The following is a 19,209-nucleotide window of genomic DNA, read 5'->3' on the forward strand; positions in this document are numbered from 1 at the left end:
CATGTACGCGTCAGAGAACAGAATCGCCACGTCCGTCCTGGTCATCGGGACGGGAGGGGCCGGACTGCGGGCGGCCGTCGAACTCGCCGAGCGCGGGGTGGACGTCCTCGCGGTCGGCAAACGGCCGAAGGCGGACGCACACACCTCGCTCGCGGCAGGCGGCATCAACGCGGCCCTCGCCACGATGGACCCCGAGGACACCTGGCAGCAGCACGCGGCCGACACTCTCAAGGAGAGTTACCTGCTGGCCGATCCCGAGACGGTGCGCATCGTCACCGAGGGGGCCGCACGTGGCATCGAGGACCTCGTGCGGTACGGCATGCCGTTCGCACGCGAGCGGGACGGGCGGATCTCCCAGCGCTTCTTCGGCGCCCACACCTTCCGGCGCACCTCCTACGCGGGGGACTACACCGGACTCGAGATCCAGCGCACGCTGATCAACCGGGCGGCCCAGCTCGACGTCCGCGTCCTCGACACGGTGTACATCACGCGGATCCTCGTGCGCGACAACGCGGTCTTCGGCGCGTACGGGTTCGACCTGACCGACGGCAGCCGCTACGTCATCCACGCCGATGCGGTGATCCTTGCCGCGGGCGGCCACACCAGGATCTGGCGGCGCACCTCCTCCCGGCGTGACGAGAACACCGGCGACTCCTTCCGCCTGGCCGTCCTGGCCGGCTGCCGCATCCGCGATCCCGAGCTGGTGCAGTTCCACCCCTCCGGGCTCATCGCGCCGGAGAACGCGGCGGGCACGCTCGTCTCCGAGGCGGCACGGGGGGAGGGCGGGGTCCTGCGCAACGGGCTCGGCGAGCGGTTCATGTCCCGGTATGACCCGGAGCGGATGGAGTTGTCCACGCGCGATCGGGTCGCCCTGGCCGCGTACACAGAGATCAAGGAAGGTCGCGGCACCCCGGACGGCGGCGTGTGGCTGGACGTGTCGCATCTGCCGCGCGAGACGATCATGACCCGGCTGCCTCGCGTCTACCGGACGCTCCTGGAACTGCAGATGCTCGACATCACCAAGGAGCCGATCGAGGTCGCGCCCACTGCGCACTACTCGATGGGCGGCGTCCGGGTACGTCCCGAGGACCACGGCACGGACGTCGACGGCCTGTACGCGATCGGGGAGGCGGCCAGCGGCCTGCACGGCGCCAACCGTCTGGGCGGCAACTCCCTCATCGAGCTCCTCGTCTTCGGCCGCATCGCCGGCCGGGCGGCGGCGGAGTATTCCGCGGGTCTCGACGCGCAGCGCCGCTCCGCCGAGGCGCTCGCCGCGGCGCGGGAGGAAGTGGACGAGCTCCTGTCCGCCGACGGCCCGGAGAACGTGCGGTCGCTGCAGCGAGCGCTCCGCGACATCATGACGGAGCACGCCGGAGTGGTACGCGACGAGGGCGGCCTGCGAAAGGGCCTCGCCGAACTGGCCGCGGTCGAGGCGCGCATCAGCGGCATGGGCGTGCACCCGGACATCGCCGGCTTCCAGGACCTGGCCCACGCCTTCGACCTGAAGTCCGCGGCGCTCGCCGCGCGCGCGACCATCGAAACCGCCATCGAGCGCCGCGAGACCCGCGGCTGCCACAACCGCTCCGACTACCCGGAACTCGACCCCGAGCTGCAGGTCAACCTCGTGTGGTCCGGCCCCGGATCGGTGGAGCGGGAGAGCATCCCGCCGATTCCCGCCGAGATCGCGGCGCTCATGCGCGAGGTCTCGACCACGGGAAAGCTCGGCGAATAGCCGGATCTTGTCACAAATGCCGAGGCTGCCCTGTCTTAGCTGGCGATCGGACCACATGGGCGCGGGAGCCGGCCGGATCGTCGGCCGACTGTACACCCCTTGGAGGAGACATGAGCACCCCGAACGGTGAGAACGAGTTCCTGTACGAGCTCCACGTCGAGATCGAGGAGGAGCTGATCATCGCCGAGGCCAGCCGCCCGGAGGAGGAGGTGGGGCAGCCGGTCACCGAGTGGCTGTACGACCCGACGGACGTCGAGCGCGAGAAGATCGCCCTGCGGGGGCTGCGCGACGCGGTCGAGGTGCTGGAGGACGGCTCGCGACCGGGTGACGACGTTGCCTGAGCCGCGGATCGGCACGCTCGGCACGCGCGAGGTCGCCGGCGTCTCCGACGCGCTCGCGGCCTCCCCGCCCGACGCCGTGACGGCGACTATCCTCGACGCCGCGGACCACGCGCGAGGCTGACGAACCCCTGCCCAGTCCGACGGGTGAATCGATGTGGGGCACATGAACACGGAATCCCTGGAACAGGCGGACGCTCTCGACCGGGCGGCGTCCGCCTTCAGCGAGCTGCGCCCGCGGCTGTTCGGCATCGCCTACCGGATGCTGGGCAGCGCGGCCGAGGCCGAGGACATCGTCCAGGAGGTGTGGCTGCGCTGGCAGGACACCGACCGGGAGACCATCGAGAACCCGCCGGCCTTCCTGGCGCTGGTCACCACCCGGCTGGCCATCAACGTGGCGAAGTCGGCGCGCGTGCGGCGGGAGTCCTACATCGGCCCCTGGCTGCCGGAACCCGTGGACACCAGTCTTGACCCCACCGTCGGCGCCGAACGCGGCGAAGCGCTGGAGCTGGCCTTTCTGCTCCTGCTGGAGAGGCTCAATCCCACCGAGCGCGCCGCCTACGTCCTGCGCGAGGCCTTCGACTACCCCTATCCGCAGATAGCGGAGATCCTGGGACTCACCCCGGTCAATGTCAGGCAGATCGTGAGCCGTGCCCGCAGGCGCGTGACCGCCGTCCGCCACGAGCCCATCGACAGGCTCCAGCATCGGCGCCTCCTGGAGACCTTCCTCGACGCCGCCCGGACCGGAAACGTCGGCGCCCTCGAGAAGCTCTTCGCCGCCGACGTCGTCAGCTCCTCCGACGGCGACGGCATCAGGGGATCGGCCAAGTTCCCCGTGCTGGGCAACGAGCGGGTGGCCAGGTTCGTGGCCGCGTTCTCGCCGCGGTTCTGGCCGGGCACCGCCGTCACGTGGGTCGAGATGAACGGGCTGCCGGGCGTGCTCGTCACCCGGGACGGCAGCGGCGTCGCCCTGCTCGCCATCGAGGCCTCCAGGGAGGGGATCCACCACCTGTTGTGGATCCTCAACCCGGCCAAGATCGAGGCCTTCGAGCGGTCTCGCAGCCGCTCTGTCACAACCTAACGGGCTGTCCGGTCTTATCTGCCGACGATGAAGGAGGCGGCGGATCATGACCGAGGCGGGCGCCGAGTCGCTGGCGGAGTTGCTCGACGAACGGCAGCACCTGCTCGAGATCGCTCTGTGCATGTTCGGCTCGGACACCACGGCCGACCACGTCGTCCAGGAGACCTATCGCCGCTGGTACGCCCTCGACGAGGAGGAGCGCGCCGCCATCGCGGTGCCGCGCGCCTGGCTGACGCGGACCGCGGGAAGCATCTGCCTGGAACTCGTCGCCGACCCCGACCCCGACCACGTGCCCCGCGGCCCGGTGACGCGGGCCCAGCCCGTGCCTTACCCCGCCTCGCACCAGGCCGGGTACGGCCCGGAGACGCTCGCCGGGCACGAGCGGGTCGCCCGCCTGTTCGCCGCGGCCTGCCAGGCGGGCGACACCGAGGCGCTGCGGGACGTCCTGGCCGCCGACGCGATCGTGGTCAGCGATGGCGGCGGCAAGGTGCGCGTCGCCGTACGGCCGACCTACGGTGCGGACGCGGTCGCGCGGGTCGTCACGGCGTTGCTGATCGACCAGCCAGGCACCGAGCCGGCCATCGGCTCGGTGAACGGCAGGACGGGGCTCGTGCTGCGGCGTGCGGGCAAGGCCGTGGCGGTGGTCAGCGTGAGCGTGGCCCGAGCCGAGGTCACGGCGGTGTGGATCATCCTGAACCCCGACAAACTCCAGCGTTGGCACTGAAGGGCATGCCGGTGCCACGTGAACCCGAGGCCGCCTGTCACAACCGAGGGGGGCTGCCTTGTCCTAGCTGACGACAGGGGCGCACCACAGCGCCCAGGAAGCCAGAAGGGTGCCAACAATGAGAATCGTGGTGATCGGCGGGACCGGGCTCATCGGGTCGAAGCTGGTGAAGAAGCTGGGCGAGCACGGCCACGAGGCCGTGGCCGCGTCGCCGAACACCGGCGTCGACACGCTGACCGGGGAGGGCCTGGCCGAGGTGCTGAAGGGCGCCGAGGTCGTGATCGACGTGTCGAACTCGCCCTCGTTCGAGCGCGAGGCCGTCATGAAGTTCTTCCAGACCTCCACCGGCAACCTGCTGGCGGCCGAGGCGGCCGCGGGCGTGGGCCATCACGTGGCGGTGTCGATCGTGGGGACCGAGCGGATGCCGGAGAACGGCTACTTCGCGGCGAAGATCGCCCAGGAGAAGCTGATCGAGAAGTCGGGCATCCCGTTCTCGCTGGTGCACTCCACCCAGTTCTTCGAGTTCGCCCGCGGCATCGCCGACGAGGGCACGGTCGACGGCAAGGTGCACATCGCGCCGGTGTTGTTCCAGCCGATCGCCGGTGACGACGTGGCCCAGGCGGTCGGCAGGACCGCGGTGGGGACGCCGCTGAACGGCCGGATCGAGATCGCCGGACCGACCCGGTACAAGATGGACGAGTTCTTCCGCAAGGCGCTGGCCGCCTGGGGCGACACCCGCGAGGTCGTCGTCGACCCGCAGGCGCGCTACTTCGGCAGCGTGCTCGGCGAGCGGTCGCTGGTGCCCGCCGACGGCGCGCAGCTCGGCACCATCACCTACCAGGACTGGCTCGACCAGTCCGACGCGAAGTAGGGCGGGCGATGGACAAGCCGCGATCGACCGCGTGGCAGACGGCGTTGACCGTGCTGCAGGAGGCGCAGCCTCCGTTCATCCCCGAGGGCGCGCACGTGATGACCGTGGTCATCGAGTACCCGCCCGGAGACCCTGGCGCGCCGCCGCATCGCCACCCGGGTCCCGCCTTCGGCGTCGTCCTCGACGGCGAGATGCTGATGGAACTGGAAGGAGAGCCGGAACGGGTGATCCGCGCCGGCGAGGCGTTCTGGGAGCCGGGTGGCGACGTCATCCACTACCAGGACGGCAACAATCGCGACGATGTCCCGCTACGGTTCACGGTCACCATGCTGTGCGAGCCGGGCAAGCCGATGTTCACGCTGGTGGAAGAGGCCGAGCTGGCCCAGCGCAAGGACCGCCGCGCGCCACGCCCGTCCTGAACCCCGGCGAAGTATCCGCAGCGTGACGGCACCGGCTGTCGTCGTCGCTGCCTGATCCCAGGATCGAGCCAGGCCGCCGGCCCACCGGCCGGCGGTCCGATCCGCCATGCCAACAACCCGAGGTATGACACGAATGAACCACGAACGACCAGTTCGGATCGGCACGCTCGGCAGCCTCCGTGAGCACCTGCAGTGGGCGATCGAGCTGGAGCACGCGACGCTGCCGCCGTACCTGACGGCGCTGTACTCGTTGGATCCGGAGCGTAATCCGGCGGCTGTGGAGGTGGTGAGCGGCGTCTTCGTGGAGGAGATGCTGCATCTGGCGCTGGCGGCGAACCTGCTCAACGCCGTCGGCGGCGCGCCGCGTCTGGACCTGCCGGGGATGCTGCCGCCGTATCCGCGCAGGTTGCCGCACGGTGATCTGGAAGTGTCGCTGGTGCCGTTCGGCGCGCAGGCGCTGGAGATGTTCCTGCGTCTGGAACGGCCCGCGCCGCCCGGCGCGCCGCCGGAGGACGACGGCTACGAGACGATCGGGCAGTTCTACGCCGCGATCGAGCAGGGGTTGCGCCACCTGTGCGAGACGCTCGGCGAGAAGGAGGTGTTCTGCGGCGACCCGGCCCGGCAGGTGAGCGGCGCACACTTCCGCCACACCGCCGGATCGCTGTTCGCCGTCGAGGATCTGGAGTCCGCGCTCGGCGCGCTGAAGGAGATCGTCGAGCAGGGAGAAGGGAACGCCCACGGCGAGGTCTGGGACGGCGACCAGGACGTCCTCCACCCCGAGCGGAAAGAGGTCGCCCACTACTACCGCTTTCAGGAGCTCAAGCTCGGCCGCCGTTACCAGCAGGGCGACACCCCGAAGACCGGCCCCACCGGGGAGCAGGTCGGCGTCGACCCGGACGGCGTGCTGCCGATGACACCCAACCCGCGGCCCGCCGAGCCGGGCAGTGCCGTACGGGCGGCGCAGGATCTGTTCGACACCACCTACAGCACCCTGCTGAACCTGCTGGAACAGGCGTTCAACGGCGACCCGAAGCGGCTCACGGACGCCACCCGCATCATGTTCACGCTCAAAGCCCAGGCGCAGGCCCTGATGGCGCTGCCCGGCGGCGCCGGTCCCACCTTCGCCTACGTGCCCCGCGAAGCACGTGACGGCTCCGCGGCGAAAGAAGGCGCGGCATGACCAGGCACATCCTCGAGCCCGCCGCCTGGGAGCTGGCGCAGGCCACCTCGAACCCGCCGTTCCTGTACGAGCTCGGCCCCGAGGGCGCCCGCAAGGTCCTCGACGACCTCCAGGCCGCCCCGATCGCCAAGCCGGACGTGGACGACAAGTGGATCGTCGTCCCCGCCGGGGTCGGCAACGTGCGGGTGCGGATCGTCAAGCCCGTCGGCTCGGCGGGCATGCTCCCCGTCATCCTGTACGTGCACGGCGGCGGCTGGGTCATCGGCGACGCGGGCACCCATGACCGGCTCGTGCGCGAGCTCGCAGTCGGCGCCGGCGCGGCCGTCGTCTTCGTCGAGTACGACCGCTCACCCGAGGCCCGCTACCCGGTGGCCATCGAGCAGGCTTATGCCACCGCCCAGTGGATCGTGAAGTGCGGCGCCGAGGAGGGGCTGGACCCCTCCCGGATGGCCGTCGCGGGCGACTCGGTCGGAGGCAACATGACAGCGGCCCTGACCATCCTGGCCAAACAGCGCGGTGACGTGCGTTTCGTGCACCAGTCCCTGTACTACCCGGTCACCGACGCCGGCCAGGACACCGACAGCTACCGGGAGTTCGCCGACGGACCGTACCTGACGGCCAAGGCGATGGCCTGGTTCTGGGACGCCTACACCACAGATCCCGCTCAGCGCGCCGAGATCACCGCGTCGCCGCTGCGCGCCTCCCTGGACGACCTCGAGGGCCTGCCGCCCGCGTTCGTCATCGTCGACGAGAACGACGTGCTGCGTGACGAGGGCGAGGCCTACGCCCGCAAGCTGATCGCGGCCGGGGTGCCCACCTCCAGCGTCCGCTACAACGGCACGCTGCACGACTTCATGATGCTCAACCCCGTCCGCGCCACCGAGGCCACCAGCGCCGCCATGGCCCAGGCCATCGACGTCCTCAGGACCGCCTTGAAGGCCGGAGAGTCTCGGTGAGAACGGCGTTGTCGATCACGTGCTGAACGTGGTCCACCTCACGATGGTCCTGCTGGCCGGGGTGGCCGCGGCCTGCCACCTGCTCGGCTGGCCGCTGTGGGGGGCGCTCCTGCTCGCGGCGGCCATCCACGACGAGGTCCTGCAGCTCTCGTCATCGTCGCCGCGCTGCTCCCGATCACCCCCATCGGGCTGCACCGCGTCGGTGGTGTCAACGCACTGACCGACAGGGTGCGGACGGCCGCCGCCGGCGTGCGCCGAGCAGGTCGGCTCCTGGCGGGGCTGTCAGGCGTCGGCATCATGGCCGGCCTGGGCTTCGTAACCCTGCTGGTCGTGGCCGGGACGTTCACCTGCTTCGCCGTCCTGGCTCTCCATCCGGTGCCCTGCTTTCTCAAGGACGGCGATGGCCTGCTGCTTCCTCGGCGCGGGAACCAGAACCAGGTCGGCATGGAAAGTCGAGGCTACGAAAACCGGGATCGCCGCCTCCGCCAGCGGCTTGACGAGCGCGGACAGCATTCCGGGAATGTCCAGGCCATGTGCTGTGGCACCTCCGTAGAAGCCGATCCACTGCTCCGCCGGGTCCACACCTCTGGCCTCACGAACCACGGTCAGCCCTTCCGGAGCGCGGACGAGCACCAGCCAATCGTCCTCGGGCAACCCTTCATGCGGCAGATGCTCGACGGCGAATGCGGGAGACATGATGCGCAGACGCTGGGCGGTGGATGCGTTCATGGGCACGTGTCTACCAGGGGTGGATGCCAAGGTGATCGCCGGACCGGCCCCGCGCCGTCCCGATCATCGCCCTGCGCACCGACGGGTACGCCCGCCTGGCCGACGCGCCGGCCGTCGGCCCGGTGCAGGTGACCGGGGCGATGCCGCTCCGGGCGGTGGTAGACCCTGGGACAGCGAAGGCCCCCGCCGACTCGGCGAGGGCCTTCAGCCATCACGTGTGCGTACCGGTGTGCGTGTCGCCTCTCGGCGAAAGGCACAACGCGGCTCCAGCCGAACGGTAGTCCGCGAAGGCGATAGGTGAGGCCCGGGGACACTGGGCACACCGGCCACGACGGATGTAACCATCGGACGGCCGCCCCTGTTCCCCGAGCGGCGATTCAGGTCCCGGACAAGGCGCTGCGGCGTTCGATCAACAGCACGTCCCGCCAGAGGCCGTGGTGACAGCCGATGCGCTCGCGGGTGCCCACGACGCGGAAGCCGAGCGCCTGGTGCAGGCTCAGGCTTGCGGCGTTCTCCGGGAAGACACCCGACTGGATCGTCCAGACGCCGGCGTCCTCGGCGGCGGCGATGAACGCCGCCAGCAGCGCCCGGCCGATGCCGTGAGCCTGGCAGCCGGGGTGGACGTAGACGCTGTGCTCGACCACCCCCGCATACACCGGACGGGACGACACCGCCGAAGCCGCCACCCAGCCGAGCACCTCGCCGGAGTCGCTGTCGGTCGCCACGTACCGCAGGTGCGGCAACCGGCTCGCGCTGAATCCCTCCCAGCTGGGCGCGGTGGTCTCGAAACTGGCCTGGCCGGTGTCCAGCCCGGCCTGGTAGATGCCCAGCACCTCGGAGGCGTCGCCCTCGTGCATCGGCCGGATCTCCAGGCCGGGCCCGATGGCGGGCTTGACGGCCTGGACGATGGCTGAGTGCACCCCGTCGCCGTGATCGGCGGTCAGCGTGATCGTGACGGCGACGAAGCCGGCCGCGGCGAGTAAATCCCGGTACTCCTGCACGGTGAGCGATCCGGCGGCGCAGCCGATGCGCTGCTCGGCCCGCTGCCGCGCCTGCTCATCCAGCGCGTGCGCGGTGAGGACGTCACTGACGCCGAACCGGCCGCCGGGCCGCAGCACCCGGAACGCCTCGCCCAGCACCGCCGCCTTGTCGGCGGACAGGTTGATCACACAGTTGGAGATGACCACGTCGACCGTGTGGCCAGGCAGCGGGATCGCTTCGATCGTGCCATGCAGGAATCGCACGTTGGCGACACCCGCCTGTTCGGCGTTGCGTTGGGCCAGTTCCACCATGGCGGGGCTGGCGTCCAGGCCGAAGACGGTGCCGTGCGGGCCGACGCGGCGGGCTGACAGCAGCACGTCGATGCCGCCGCCGGACCCGAGGTCGAGCACCGTCTCACCGGCACGCAGCTCGGCGACGGCGACGGGATCACAGCCGGCGATGCGCTGCCCGCTCAGCGCGCTGCGAGCCAGGGCGGAGCAGTGGTCGACGATCTCGTCGTGCGCCATGAGATCTCCTCAGTCACAGGCCGGCGCGGCCGGCGCCGGGTTGCCCATCACCACGTCGGCGGCGGTGGGGAAGCAGCTCACGCAGTTCTCGTTGATGCGGTACAGGCTCGACGTCCCCTGCCGCTCCACCAGCACGAACCGCACCTCGGACAGGATCTTCAGGTGGTGCGACACCGTGGACTGCCCCACTCCCGAAGCGGCCACGATCTCGCCCACGCTCATCGGCCCACGCCGCCGCGCCAGCAACGACACGATCTGGATGCGGGTCGCGTCGGCCAGCGCCTTGAACCAGCTCGCATACTCCTCGGCCTCGGCCCGGGGGATGGGTTCTTTGTTGCTGTTCATCGTTAATCGACGATAGACGATGAACTACGGAGTCGTAAACGCTCAACGCCAACTGCTGGTCGGCGCCAGAGTCTCTGCGGGCGGCGGCACGAGGCACTCCGCTGGCCTTGTGTCTACGCGCTCCTGGTTCCAGGCAACTCGATCCTCAAGCCCTCCGCATTCTTCTCCTGACTCTGCTCCGCGCCGGGCAGGATGCACTTCACCAGTTCCAAGCCCTTGTCCAAGACCTTGAGGGCGAACTGGCGCCCCTTCTCGCTGAAGGGGAGGAGTACGAAAGAGGGGGACATCAGGAGGATCACGAGCACCAGGGGAAGCGCGAATATCGCGGCCAGCGCGACGCGCTGCCAAGTGGCGTGGATGACGATCATGAGAGCTGCCTTTGCAGACTTGCTGCCGACAAGCACGAGCCCACCGCTTCACCAGCGGGGTGCAGGTTCGACAGCCTCGTAGATCAGCTGTCCGTGCCAAGGACGAGCATCCCTACGAGCTGGTCGAGAGGCGCCTCTCGCCTGGGACGGCACAATCAGATGCCGCATTTTCCCTTGTCAGAGGCCGACCGTAGCAGCAAGCCGTAAGAACCTGCTGCATCGATCACCGCTGAAGGGCGCTCCCTTGTAAGGAGTTCGTGGTCGAAGTCCTCCCGCCATGCCAACCACCATACCCCCATAAAAGGGAACCATGGCATATGGCGTGATTTATGGGCATCTACCTGGGCGTTTATTTTCGGGCGTACATAAAGCATAAATCAGATTGACAATAAGGAGGTGACCGGTAGCTACTTGCGGCTTGTCAGCGGCGGTCGCCTGGGGTCTGTTGCGCCTGGACATGCAACGAGCCCTTCGATCCGCGTCCCCGCTGGTCAAGGGCTCATTGGGTGCGCTCGGACCCGGCGCCCCCGGCACGATTCGAGCCTGCGGCACCCGCTTCAGGCGGTGTTTTATGAGGCCTTGAGCCACTGGTCGATCGCGGCGATGGCGAGTGTGGCTTCGAAGTGGACGGCGAGCTTGTCGTGGCGGGTGGCCATGCCGCGGTTCTGCTTGAGCTGGTTGATGTCGCATTCCACCGCGTGACACCAGCGGTGAAGGCCAGGGTCGAAGGCCGGCGGCCGGCCGCCCCGGATCCTGCCCAGCACAGCGACGAACTGCGAGCTGTCTCCCCGATGGCAGGCCGTCACCAGCAGAGCCAAGGGCTTACGGCCCCTGCTCACAGACCAGATGCGTCTTGTTGGTCAGCCCGCCTCGCGGGCGGCCCAGCGCGCGATCGTCCGGTTCGCTCCCCGCCCCGCCGGGCGGTCCCTCTTTGCGGATGGCCGTCCCGGCGCGTCCCCACGGCGTGCTGCTGGGCACGGCCGATCGCGGGCCACGGCGCACCCGTCCGCACCCTCCACCGGATGGCGCCGACCAACTGGCGTCTGCTCCATTTCGGCGGACGACCACGTCCCGGAGCGGGGGGTGACACCGCGGCTCAGTGGATGGCAGTGAGGTCGACGACCACGAATTTGTCGCCGCGGGCGAAGAGAGCGATATTGCTACCGGCTCGGGCGCGGTAGCGGGTTCGGGGGTCAATGCCTCGGATTTCGGCGGACGCACCTGTCTGCACGTCATGCACCAGCGCGCGATCCGGTAGTTGGGCGGACAGGAATCTGTCCAGCTGGAGAGGCTGCGGAGCGACTCCCGTCACATCCATCTCGTACCGTGCTCGCCCGTCCCGGCCCTGCACCTGCGCCACCATGGATCGGTCGGGGTGCGTGACACAGAGCGTGATCCCGCAGGCTACAGGGCTGCCTGACTGCAAGGCGGTCTGGGCGCGCTTCTCGCCGGTCTCGACGTTCATGACGGACTGGAAGGGGGCTTCGTTGCCGCCGACCGTTCCGGGTGATCCGACCCAGGGCCAGCTCAGGATGTGCTGTCCCTGCGTGCCTTCTACGCGCTGCGGTTGCCCGCCGTTGATGTCGACGGTGAAGACGCCTTCGTTGCCGGCCGACCAGGCAAGACGATCGGGGGTGATGGCGATACCGGTGACGAACCCGGCGGATGAGGCGGGCGGCAGGGGAGCAGAGGCGACGAGCTGCGGTCTGCCGCCGGTCGTCGGGACGGTCCAGATGTCGGCGGTTCGCTTGTCGTCCGTGCCGCGCGCGGTCCACCAGGCGACCCGGCCCTGGCCTGTGGTGAAGCCGTCAGGGAAGAGGATGGTGCCGGCAGGGAGGCTGATGTCGGCGAGCTTGGTCACCTCGCCGTTGTTCACGTCGTAGGTGTAGAGGCCGTTCGCCTTCTCGAAGCTGGCTTCGGCGGTCAGGAGCACCTTGGTGGTGTCCACCATCAGGCGCGGTCGGACCTGCCTGCCGTCGGGTAATTTGGCCGGCACTTCGTGCACTGCTGCGGGCCACAGCTTCTCGATGGCTTCAGGCGCCGAGGCACGCGCCGAGCTGACGGAAGCGGTTCCGCTGCCGGAAGACGAGGTTTCCGGCTTGGACAAAACGTTCGTGGTGACTGTGACGATTGCCGCGACGGCGACTCCGCTCGCGATTGCTGCGCTGAGCGCGACGCGGCGGGAACGCTTGGAACGACGGCTGGGCTGAACCTGTGCGTAGTCCGGTGTATCGGCCATTTTGCGTCCTTGAGGAGCGGCTGGGTTACGAGGGTCGGCACAGAGGGGATCTCTGCATGATGATTCGTACAAGAATGCACGACCACTGGCGCGGACGAGAGGTCGCCTGCTTCTTCCGGGGTCAAATACCGGTCGAGACCCAGCTGCTGCAGTTGAGCACTCTGATGGTGCCATTGGACAGCTTGTCGCGGTTGCACGCCTGAATTCTCTCGACGCTGGAGCTGCTCCAGTAGATGTCTTCCGAGCCGGCACCGCTGACATTGTCGTGATAGTCGACGTAGGTGCCGTAATCTTGGCGCATGCGGACACCCTGGCCGTCTGCCCTGTCATCGTAGATGGAGATGTACCAGCCGGGGGAGCTTGAGTAGGGATAGGTGTCCCAGAAATACCCGGCGCCGGTGCTGGTGGTGGTCCATGCGTACGCGAGAACCTGGGCGGACGCCGGGGCTGAGAATGGCAGGACGATGAGACTGCTCGCGAGGAGGGGAGCTAACCAGCGGCGCCTTCTCATTGCGATCCTTTCGCTGATCAGGAACGTGTCTGTGCGATGCCGGATATTCTTGACCTGCGAGAGCGCGCGGCAATAGCCAGTCGATGACTGGAAGTGCGCTGTCGTATTTGATGGCGGCCCGCGCTGGGGGACGCTACCAGCGCTTCCTATATTTTCGCTATTGAACTGAGTGGCGTGACGCGAATACGCAACGTCGCGACTGTACTCGTGGATCTTTCCCGTAGCGCGCGAGCCGGCCGATGAATTCTTGTACGTATCGCCGTGTGCGAGCCGACCTCAGGTCGGCCACAGTCGGCATGACCTCGCGCGCCACGGCGAGCCCATGGTCGAGGTCGCCGTCGGCCACGTGGCTCGTCGCCAGGATGGTGCGCACGAAGAAAAGGCTGCGGACGTAGAGGCTCTTGAACAGCTCCGCGCTCTCCAGCACCCGGTCGCGGGCTCGATGGTGCTGGCTCACTGATCAGGCAATCGGGCTCCCACGGATTTGCTCCCACGAACCGATGACCCAAGGTCCCAACTCAACAACTACCCGCACTGCCTGTGGCCGGGGCGGTGCCTCATCAGCGTCGCTCGGAAACAGTATCGATCGCGCCCTGAGCTCTCGGTTCGCCACATCCGGGGATCGGTAGTCTCATGAGTGCCTCACCCCGGTCCTTCGACGCCTCAGCCGTCGCCCGTTGGAGGGCGTCGCGATGACTGGACAGGCGACGCTGCCGCACGCGGTCGTCGCCATGGAAGCCGGCCATCGCGCAGAGGCGGCGCCGATCCTGCAGGTCGAATGGCGGCAGTGCCTGCACCGCCCCTACCCCCGGCTGAGCGGCCAGCGCCCGCAACCCCGCGGTCACGGCGTTGACGCAGACGGGATCCGCGGCCGCCAGGGTGGGCGACCGGAATGTCACGACGTACTGCCCCTCGCCCCACGACGGGAACCCGCACGTCATCGCCTCGGCCGCCCGCGCCGACGGGGACGGGCGGCATCCTGGCGAAATGGCCAGGCCGTCCCGTCGAGATCATCAAAACCGGCAGCGGAGCGGCGTCGGCTGCCCCGCGATCAGTGACAGGTAATCAAAAGAGCGCACGGGCGTTCAGGGGATGGGGTGCGCGGCATTGAGCAGGCGATGCAGGCGCAGGGTGTCCGGGGCCAGGGCGGTGACCAGAATGGCGGGTCCGGCCAGCGGCGTCAGCACGGCTTGGCCGGCTTCGGCGTTGTCGCTGATCAGCCGAGCGTCAGGTGATTGCCGGTCCAGAGCCGGGTCCACGATGAGGATCTGGCCGATGGCGCGGTGGCCGGCGGCGATGGCTGGGCCGTCCCAGGCGGGCGCACCCGGGCCGTACGTCGTGTGCTGGTCCAGCAGGGGGCGCCCGTCGCGGTGGACGGTGAGGCGGGTGGCCAGCCGGCCCGGAGACTCGCCGGCGCGGCCGAGGACGATCTGTTCGCGCAGCACGAGCCGGGCGGTCGGTGCGAGGTCGATGGTGCAGCTCTGGCGCAGGTTGCTGCGGGCGGCGGAGATGAGCGGCTGGGGCAGCCAGTGCAGGCCGGCGTCGTCGGCGACGGTCAGGTGGACGTCGTAGGTGGCGTGGCTGGTGGTGGGACCGCGCAGGGCGATGGTGGCGGCGGCGGTGGTGAGGTGCAGGTGAGCGCCGCGTTCGACGGTGGCCTCGATGCGCAGCCGGTCGCCCCCGAGCGGGGCGCTCATGGCGCCGACGATGCACACTCGTGCCTGGTCGCCGTGCGGGCGGGCGCGGCGTAGGTCGAAGGGGCCGTCGCCGGTGAGTGTGGGCAGGGCCGTGGCGTCGCCGGCACGGATGGCACGGATACGGGCGGTGGCGTGCACACCGGGCGCGTGGCGGGGCAGGCGGAGCTGGGCGGGTTCGGGTGGGGACGGGGCAGGGATCACTGGCGGCCTGCGGTCCAGTCGGCGAGCCGGCCAGTGATCCACTCGGCGACGGGAGTGATGCCGCCTGCGCTCTTGACCGTGGTCAGGACGGTGGGCAGGTCGCCGCGCTGGGCCTTGGCGTCCCGGGCCATGGCCTCCAGGTCCACGCCGACGTGGGGGGCGAGGTCGGTCTTGTTGATGAGGAGCAGGTCGGAGGTGGTGATTCCGGGGCCGCCCTTGCGGGGGATGTCGTCGCCGCCTGCGACGTCGATGACGAAGATCTGTGCGTCGACGAGGCCCTTGGAGAAGGTGGCGGTGAGGTTGTCGCCACCTGATTCCACCAGGATCAGGTCGAGGGCGCCGAGGTGGCCCTCCAGGTCCTCGACGGCTTCGAGGTTGGCGGAGATGTCGTCGCGGATGGCGGTGTGCGGGCAGGCGCCCGTCTCGACGGCCGCGATGCGGCCGGCGGGCAGGACGGCTTCGCGCAGCAGGAACTCGGCGTCCTCACGGGTGTAGATGTCGTTGGTGACGACGGCGATGGACAGCTGTTCACGCAGCGCGCGGCACAGGGCGGCGACGGTGGCGGTCTTGCCGGAGCCGACCGGCCCGCCCAGGCCGATACGGAGGGCGCGACGGCCGCCGCCGGGACGCTCGGTGGAGGAGCCGCCGGAGCCGTGCGGGAAGGCATCGTCGTGGTGCAGGTGCAAGGTTGCTCCCGAAAGGAGTTGAGGAAGTGGTCAGGAGGCGAACAGACGGGCCGGGCGGCCGGCGTGCCGTTCGGCGATGATGTCGAGCAGCGGCGCGGAGGCGGCCGGCAGCGCGGCAGGGCCGTCAGTGTGGACGCGCTGCGCGGCCTCCGCTGCGGCGCCCGCGACATGGTCGATGTCGGCGCCCAGGCGGGCCAGGACCGCTGTGGCGTCGAAGGGGTCCAGCCGGAGCAGGCGGACGGTCGCGGTGGCCGGCCCGCTGACGCTCTCGTACGCGGCCACGTAGGCGGCGTCCAGCGGGGTCAGTCCGGCGCAGCGGGCGGCCAGGCCGAGCACGACGGGCTGGTGGGCACCGCGCGGCCGGGCCGCGGCCAGGGCGTCGAGCTCGGCATGGGGCCAGGCGGTCCGTACGGCCCGCAGCAGTTGCCGGCCGAGGCGGCGCGAGGTGCGCCGGAGGGTGGGGGCGGCGGTGCGGGCGTCGGCCGCCTCCTCCAGCAGGAGCGGGTCGTAACCGGTGGCGGCAGCGGCGGCCAGCCCGGCCGCGACCAGACCGCTGGTGTGCAGCCGGCCGCGGCAGAACTCCTCCAGGCTCGCCACGTCCCGCACGCCTCCGGCCTTGACGGCCTCCTCGGCCCCGCCGGAATGGGCATGCCCGCCGGCGGGGAATCGGCCGTCGGCCAGGATCAGCAGGGCGGCACGGTTCATGGAACGTGGCTCACCTTCCGCTCGAACGGTTCACGGTGGTCAGAACAGGAAGTAGCGCTGTGCCATGGGCAGTGTGTCGGCGAACTGCTGTCCGTCGACCACCTCGTCGTCGATCTCGGCCGTGACGTCCTTGGCCGTCGCGCCGCCGATCACCACCTCGAAGGTGTCGGGGTCGATCTCGATGTCGGGGCAGGCGTTGTTCTCCCGCATGTCGGCCTTGAACACCTTGCGGGTGTCACGGATGGCCCTGAACGGCTTGCGCGCATTGACTCTGCCGGCCAGTCCGGACCGGATGGCGTGGTCGGTGACGAAGTTGACCGCGTTGGCGGCCGGCGCCCGGCCCGTCGCGCCCCACATGGGCCGGGGCAGGATCGGCTGCGGGGTGGTGATGGAGGCGTTGGCGTCGCCCACTTGGGCGTAGGCGATCTGGCCGCCCTTGATGACCCGGTGTGGCTTGACGCCGAAGAACTTCGGCTCCCACAACACCAGGTCGGCCAGCTTGCCCACCTCGACCGAGCCGACCTCGTGATCGATGCCGTGCGCAATGGCCGGGTTGATGGTGTATTTGGCGACGTAGCGGCGGGCGCGGTGGTTGTCGGCGTCACCGTCGCCCTCCAGCGGGCCGCGTCGGCCCTTCATGACGTGCGCGGTCTGCCACGTCCGGATGATCATCTCGCCGATGCGGCCCATGGCCTGGGCGTCGGACGACATGATCGAGATGGCGCCGAGGTCGTGCAGGATGTCCTCGGCGGCCATCGTGGACGGCCGGATCCGCGATTCGGCGAAGGCCAGGTCCTCCGGCACCAGCGGATTGAGGTGATGGCAGACCATCACCATGTCGATGTGCTCCTTGACCGTGTTGACGGTGAAGGGCCGGGTGGGGTTGGTGGAGGCAGGCAGCACGTTGGGCAGGCCGGCCATGGTGATCATGTCGGGGGCATGGCCACCGCCGGCGCCCTCGACGTGGAAGATGTGGATCGGATGGTCGCCGATGGCCTCGATGGTGTCGGCGACGGCGCCGGCCTCGTTCAGCGAGTCGGCGTGCAGTGCCAGCTGGACGCCGGTGGCCCGGCACACCTCCAGGCAATGGCGCAGCACGGCAGGGGTGGCCCCCCAGTCCTCATGGATCTTGAACCCGAGCACGCCCGCCTCCACCTGGTTGTACAGGGATTCGGTGGACATGGTGCTGCCCTTGCCGAGCAGCCCGACATTGACCGGAAAGGCGTCTAGAGCCTCGAACAGCCGGGCGACGTGCCAGGCGCCGGGCGTGACGGTGGTGGCGGTGCTGCCCTCGGCGGGACCGGTGCCGCCGCCGATGAGCGTCGTGACGCCGGCGGCGAGCGCCTCGTGCACCTGCTCGGGACAGATGAAGTGCACGTGCGTGTCGATGCCGCCGGCAGTGAGGATCTTGCCGTTGCCGGAGATGATCTCGGTCTCGGCGCCGATCAGGAAGTCGGTCGCGAGGGGATGCCTGTCGTGCAGGCGGCCCATGGTCTCGTCGTTGTACGCCTTGCCGAGCGCGACGATCCGGCCGTCGCGGATGCCCACGTCCGCCTTGACGACGCCCCAATGGTCGAGGATCACCACGCCGGTGATGACCGTGTCAGGTGGCTGCGGGGCGCCGAACCTCGTGCTGTCGCGTGGCGCACAGGACTGGCCCATCGATTCGCGGATCACCTTGCCGCCGCCGAAGATGACCTCGTTGCCGCTGCGCCCAGGGCCGCCGGCCCAGTCTTCGGTGATCTCGATCCGCAGGTTGGTGTCGGCCAGTCTGATGCGGTCGCCGAGCGTCGGGCCGTACCGGTCGGCGTACTGGACGCGGGTCAGCGGCTGGTCGACGGGCAGGATCTCCGGCCCTTGCGCGCAGGAGGTCGGCGACGATGTCTCTGCCACGGGCTTGACGTGAGCGTCCGCCGCCTGCTCAGCCGATGCTTCCGTCAGGGGGTCATCCATCGAGCTCTCCCCCGATCCGGCCGCGCAGGCCGGCGACGATGCGCTTGCCTTCGATGGGCACGAGCGCCACCGTCCGGGTGCATTGCGGCTCGAAGCGGATGGAACTGCCGGCAGGGATGTGCAGGCGCTTGCCGTAGGCGGCGGCGCGGTCGAAGTCGAGGCGGGGATTGGCCTCGTAGAAGTGGTAATGAGAGCCCACCTGGATGGGACGGTCATCGGTGTTGGTGACCGTCACCATGCTGACCTCTCGGCCCTCGTTGAAGGGCACCTGGCCTGCGTCCTCGGGATGATCGACCTTGCCTGGATGGACCAGCGTCGCCGCTGCGAGCTCCGGCTCGGTGGCCTGTCCCGCCTCGGTGGCCTGTCCCGCCTCGGGATCCGCTCCTGCGGCGGACTTCGGTTGAGCCTGCGGTTCTGCGAAGGGGTGGCGAATGGTGACCAGCTTGGTGCCGTCGGGGAAAGTGGCCTCGATCTGAAGGTCGGAGATCATCTCCGGGACGCCTTCCATGACGTCGTCCCTGGACAGGATCTTGGCTTCCGCTGACATGAGTTCGTGGACCGACTTGCCGTCCCGGGCTGCCTCCAGCACGTACGACGAGATCAGCGCGACCGCCTCCGGATAGTTGAGCAGGACCCCCCGCTCCTTGCGCTTGCGGGCCACGTCCGCGGCTACGTGGATCAAGAGACGTTCCTGTTCGTGCGGAGTCAGATGCATCCAACCACCTCGCCTTCGCTCTGCCCCGGAGGTGTCGTCCCTCAGGGGGGCTTGGCAACGGCGCCGAACCTCCAGCGATCGCGCCGCCGGCGGCTGGTCACCCAGCAGGTGCTCACCGTTGCCGATGATTGCCCACACCAGGGCATCACGGGACTCTGATGCTCACCATTCCGTTGCATACTGAGAGTAACTATTCAGAGACGTTACGCAATATGGCTTCGCAGTGAATCCTGGGTCACTCCCGGCACATG

The 19,209-nt window shown here is 69.3% G+C and carries 22 protein-coding genes; 10 read left to right on the top strand and 12 right to left on the bottom strand.

All coding sequences use genetic code 11. From position 1 onward, the window contains the following. The first annotated feature begins 1 nt into the window (after position 1). From AB0J76_RS43475 to AB0J76_RS43520, 10 genes are all read left to right on the top strand, one after another. A complete protein-coding gene (locus tag AB0J76_RS43475) occupies positions 2–1,732 on the top strand; it encodes an FAD-dependent oxidoreductase (protein WP_352320138.1) in 1,731 nt (576 codons plus the stop codon). Between the two features lie 110 nt (positions 1,733–1,842). Then, a complete protein-coding gene (locus AB0J76_RS43480; RefSeq protein WP_352320140.1) occupies positions 1,843–2,073 on the top strand; it encodes a hypothetical protein in 231 nt (76 codons plus the stop codon). Then, positions 2,057–2,194 carry a hypothetical protein gene (locus AB0J76_RS43485; protein WP_364393280.1) on the top strand — a complete coding sequence of 46 codons (138 nt, stop codon included), beginning with the start codon at positions 2,057–2,059 and terminating at the stop codon, positions 2,192–2,194. Before AB0J76_RS43480 ends, AB0J76_RS43485 begins: the two co-directional genes overlap by 17 nt. Before the next feature lie 42 nt (positions 2,195–2,236). Beyond that, entirely contained in the window at positions 2,237–3,151 is a 915-nt protein-coding gene (locus tag AB0J76_RS43490) for an RNA polymerase sigma-70 factor (RefSeq protein ID WP_352320143.1), read from the top strand. A gap of 46 nt (positions 3,152–3,197) precedes the next feature. Next, on the top strand, positions 3,198–3,875 hold the full coding sequence (locus AB0J76_RS43495) for a hypothetical protein (protein ID WP_352320145.1): 678 nt from the start codon (positions 3,198–3,200) through the stop codon (positions 3,873–3,875). A gap of 118 nt (positions 3,876–3,993) precedes the next feature. Then, positions 3,994–4,746, top strand: a complete 753-nt coding sequence (locus AB0J76_RS43500; RefSeq protein ID WP_352320147.1) for an SDR family oxidoreductase — start codon at positions 3,994–3,996, stop codon at positions 4,744–4,746. An 8-nt stretch (positions 4,747–4,754) separates the two neighbouring features. Further along, on the top strand, positions 4,755–5,165 hold the full coding sequence (locus tag AB0J76_RS43505) for a cupin domain-containing protein (protein ID WP_352320148.1): 411 nt from the start codon (positions 4,755–4,757) through the stop codon (positions 5,163–5,165). A gap of 133 nt (positions 5,166–5,298) precedes the next feature. After that, entirely contained in the window at positions 5,299–6,345 is a 1,047-nt protein-coding gene (locus tag AB0J76_RS43510) for a ferritin-like protein (RefSeq protein ID WP_352320150.1), read from the top strand. Continuing rightward, positions 6,342–7,301 carry an alpha/beta hydrolase gene (locus AB0J76_RS43515; RefSeq protein ID WP_352320152.1) on the top strand — a complete coding sequence of 320 codons (960 nt, stop codon included), beginning with the start codon at positions 6,342–6,344 and terminating at the stop codon, positions 7,299–7,301. The genes AB0J76_RS43510 and AB0J76_RS43515 overlap by 4 nt, the downstream gene beginning before the upstream one ends. Positions 7,302–7,320: 19 nt before the next feature. Then, positions 7,321–7,521, top strand: a complete 201-nt coding sequence (locus AB0J76_RS43520) for a hypothetical protein (protein ID WP_352320154.1) — start codon at positions 7,321–7,323, stop codon at positions 7,519–7,521. A 62-nt stretch (positions 7,522–7,583) separates the two neighbouring features. Here the strand turns inward: AB0J76_RS43520 and AB0J76_RS43525 are convergent, their stop codons facing one another. The 12 genes from AB0J76_RS43525 to AB0J76_RS43580 all read right to left on the bottom strand — a co-directional run bounded on the left by AB0J76_RS43525 (position 7,584) and on the right by AB0J76_RS43580 (position 18,958). Further along, complete coding sequence (locus tag AB0J76_RS43525) at positions 7,584–8,030, bottom strand: ACT domain-containing protein (protein ID WP_352320156.1); 447 nt, start codon at positions 8,028–8,030, stop codon at positions 7,584–7,586. Between the two features lie 377 nt (positions 8,031–8,407). Beyond that, a complete protein-coding gene (locus tag AB0J76_RS43530; RefSeq protein ID WP_352320158.1) occupies positions 8,408–9,538 on the bottom strand; it encodes a GNAT family N-acetyltransferase in 1,131 nt (376 codons plus the stop codon). Between the two features lie 9 nt (positions 9,539–9,547). After that, positions 9,548–9,883, bottom strand: a complete 336-nt coding sequence (locus tag AB0J76_RS43535; protein WP_352320160.1) for a metalloregulator ArsR/SmtB family transcription factor — start codon at positions 9,881–9,883, stop codon at positions 9,548–9,550. A 113-nt stretch (positions 9,884–9,996) separates the two neighbouring features. Then, a complete protein-coding gene (locus AB0J76_RS43540) occupies positions 9,997–10,251 on the bottom strand; it encodes a hypothetical protein (protein WP_352320162.1) in 255 nt (84 codons plus the stop codon). Positions 10,252–10,820: 569 nt separating this feature from the next. Beyond that, on the bottom strand, positions 10,821–11,069 hold the full coding sequence (locus tag AB0J76_RS43545) for a hypothetical protein (protein WP_352320164.1): 249 nt from the start codon (positions 11,067–11,069) through the stop codon (positions 10,821–10,823). Positions 11,070–11,347: 278 nt separating this feature from the next. Next, the gene (locus tag AB0J76_RS43550) at positions 11,348–12,490 is read right to left on the bottom strand and encodes a hypothetical protein (protein ID WP_352320166.1); all 1,143 of its coding nucleotides are present in this window, start codon (positions 12,488–12,490) and stop codon (positions 11,348–11,350) included. 121 nt (positions 12,491–12,611) lie between these two features. Next, positions 12,612–13,001, bottom strand: coding sequence for a hypothetical protein (locus AB0J76_RS43555; protein ID WP_352320168.1), 390 nt, complete (start codon positions 12,999–13,001; stop codon positions 12,612–12,614). 1,085 nt (positions 13,002–14,086) lie between these two features. After that, positions 14,087–14,899 carry an urease accessory protein UreD gene (locus tag AB0J76_RS43560; protein ID WP_352320170.1) on the bottom strand — a complete coding sequence of 271 codons (813 nt, stop codon included), beginning with the start codon at positions 14,897–14,899 and terminating at the stop codon, positions 14,087–14,089. Further along, positions 14,896–15,498, bottom strand: coding sequence for an urease accessory protein UreG (ureG, locus tag AB0J76_RS43565; RefSeq protein ID WP_352320220.1), 603 nt, complete (start codon positions 15,496–15,498; stop codon positions 14,896–14,898). The genes AB0J76_RS43560 and ureG overlap by 4 nt, the downstream gene beginning before the upstream one ends. 117 nt (positions 15,499–15,615) lie before the next feature. Further along, on the bottom strand, positions 15,616–16,290 hold the full coding sequence (locus tag AB0J76_RS43570) for an urease accessory UreF family protein (protein ID WP_352320172.1): 675 nt from the start codon (positions 16,288–16,290) through the stop codon (positions 15,616–15,618). A gap of 39 nt (positions 16,291–16,329) precedes the next feature. Beyond that, positions 16,330–18,117: an urease subunit alpha gene (locus AB0J76_RS43575; RefSeq protein WP_352320222.1), complete on the bottom strand. Its 1,788-nt coding sequence runs from the start codon at positions 18,115–18,117 to the stop codon at positions 16,330–16,332. A 118-nt stretch (positions 18,118–18,235) separates the two neighbouring features. Further along, on the bottom strand, positions 18,236–18,958 hold the full coding sequence (locus AB0J76_RS43580; protein ID WP_352320174.1) for an urease subunit gamma: 723 nt from the start codon (positions 18,956–18,958) through the stop codon (positions 18,236–18,238). Between the last annotated feature and the right edge of the window lie 251 nt (positions 18,959–19,209).

It is taken from the genome of Nonomuraea sp. NPDC049624, from assembly GCF_040675255.1.
In the GTDB taxonomy this organism is placed as follows: Bacteria; Actinomycetota; Actinomycetes; order Streptosporangiales; family Streptosporangiaceae; genus Nonomuraea.

Bases quoted from the DNA above. Each gene is read 5' to 3' on its own strand.
- AB0J76_RS43475 (WP_352320138.1), top strand. From the start codon at position 2: ATGTACGCGTCAGAGAACAGAATCGCCACGTCCGTCCTGGTCATCGGG.
- AB0J76_RS43480 (WP_352320140.1), top strand. From the start codon at position 1,843: ATGAGCACCCCGAACGGTGAGAACGAGTTCCTGTACGAGCTCCACGTC.
- AB0J76_RS43490 (WP_352320143.1), top strand. From the start codon at position 2,237: ATGAACACGGAATCCCTGGAACAGGCGGACGCTCTCGACCGGGCGGCG.
- AB0J76_RS43495 (WP_352320145.1), top strand. From the start codon at position 3,198: ATGACCGAGGCGGGCGCCGAGTCGCTGGCGGAGTTGCTCGACGAACGG.
- AB0J76_RS43500 (WP_352320147.1), top strand. From the start codon at position 3,994: ATGAGAATCGTGGTGATCGGCGGGACCGGGCTCATCGGGTCGAAGCTG.
- AB0J76_RS43505 (WP_352320148.1), top strand. From the start codon at position 4,755: ATGGACAAGCCGCGATCGACCGCGTGGCAGACGGCGTTGACCGTGCTG.
- AB0J76_RS43510 (WP_352320150.1), top strand. From the start codon at position 5,299: ATGAACCACGAACGACCAGTTCGGATCGGCACGCTCGGCAGCCTCCGT.
- AB0J76_RS43515 (WP_352320152.1), top strand. From the start codon at position 6,342: ATGACCAGGCACATCCTCGAGCCCGCCGCCTGGGAGCTGGCGCAGGCC.
- AB0J76_RS43525 (WP_352320156.1), bottom strand. From the start codon at position 8,030: ATGAACGCATCCACCGCCCAGCGTCTGCGCATCATGTCTCCCGCATTC.
- AB0J76_RS43530 (WP_352320158.1), bottom strand. From the start codon at position 9,538: ATGGCGCACGACGAGATCGTCGACCACTGCTCCGCCCTGGCTCGCAGC.
- AB0J76_RS43535 (WP_352320160.1), bottom strand. From the start codon at position 9,883: ATGAACAGCAACAAAGAACCCATCCCCCGGGCCGAGGCCGAGGAGTAT.
- AB0J76_RS43540 (WP_352320162.1), bottom strand. From the start codon at position 10,251: ATGATCGTCATCCACGCCACTTGGCAGCGCGTCGCGCTGGCCGCGATA.
- AB0J76_RS43550 (WP_352320166.1), bottom strand. From the start codon at position 12,490: ATGGCCGATACACCGGACTACGCACAGGTTCAGCCCAGCCGTCGTTCC.
- AB0J76_RS43555 (WP_352320168.1), bottom strand. From the start codon at position 13,001: ATGAGAAGGCGCCGCTGGTTAGCTCCCCTCCTCGCGAGCAGTCTCATC.
- AB0J76_RS43570 (WP_352320172.1), bottom strand. From the start codon at position 16,290: ATGAACCGTGCCGCCCTGCTGATCCTGGCCGACGGCCGATTCCCCGCC.
- AB0J76_RS43580 (WP_352320174.1), bottom strand. From the start codon at position 18,958: ATGCATCTGACTCCGCACGAACAGGAACGTCTCTTGATCCACGTAGCC.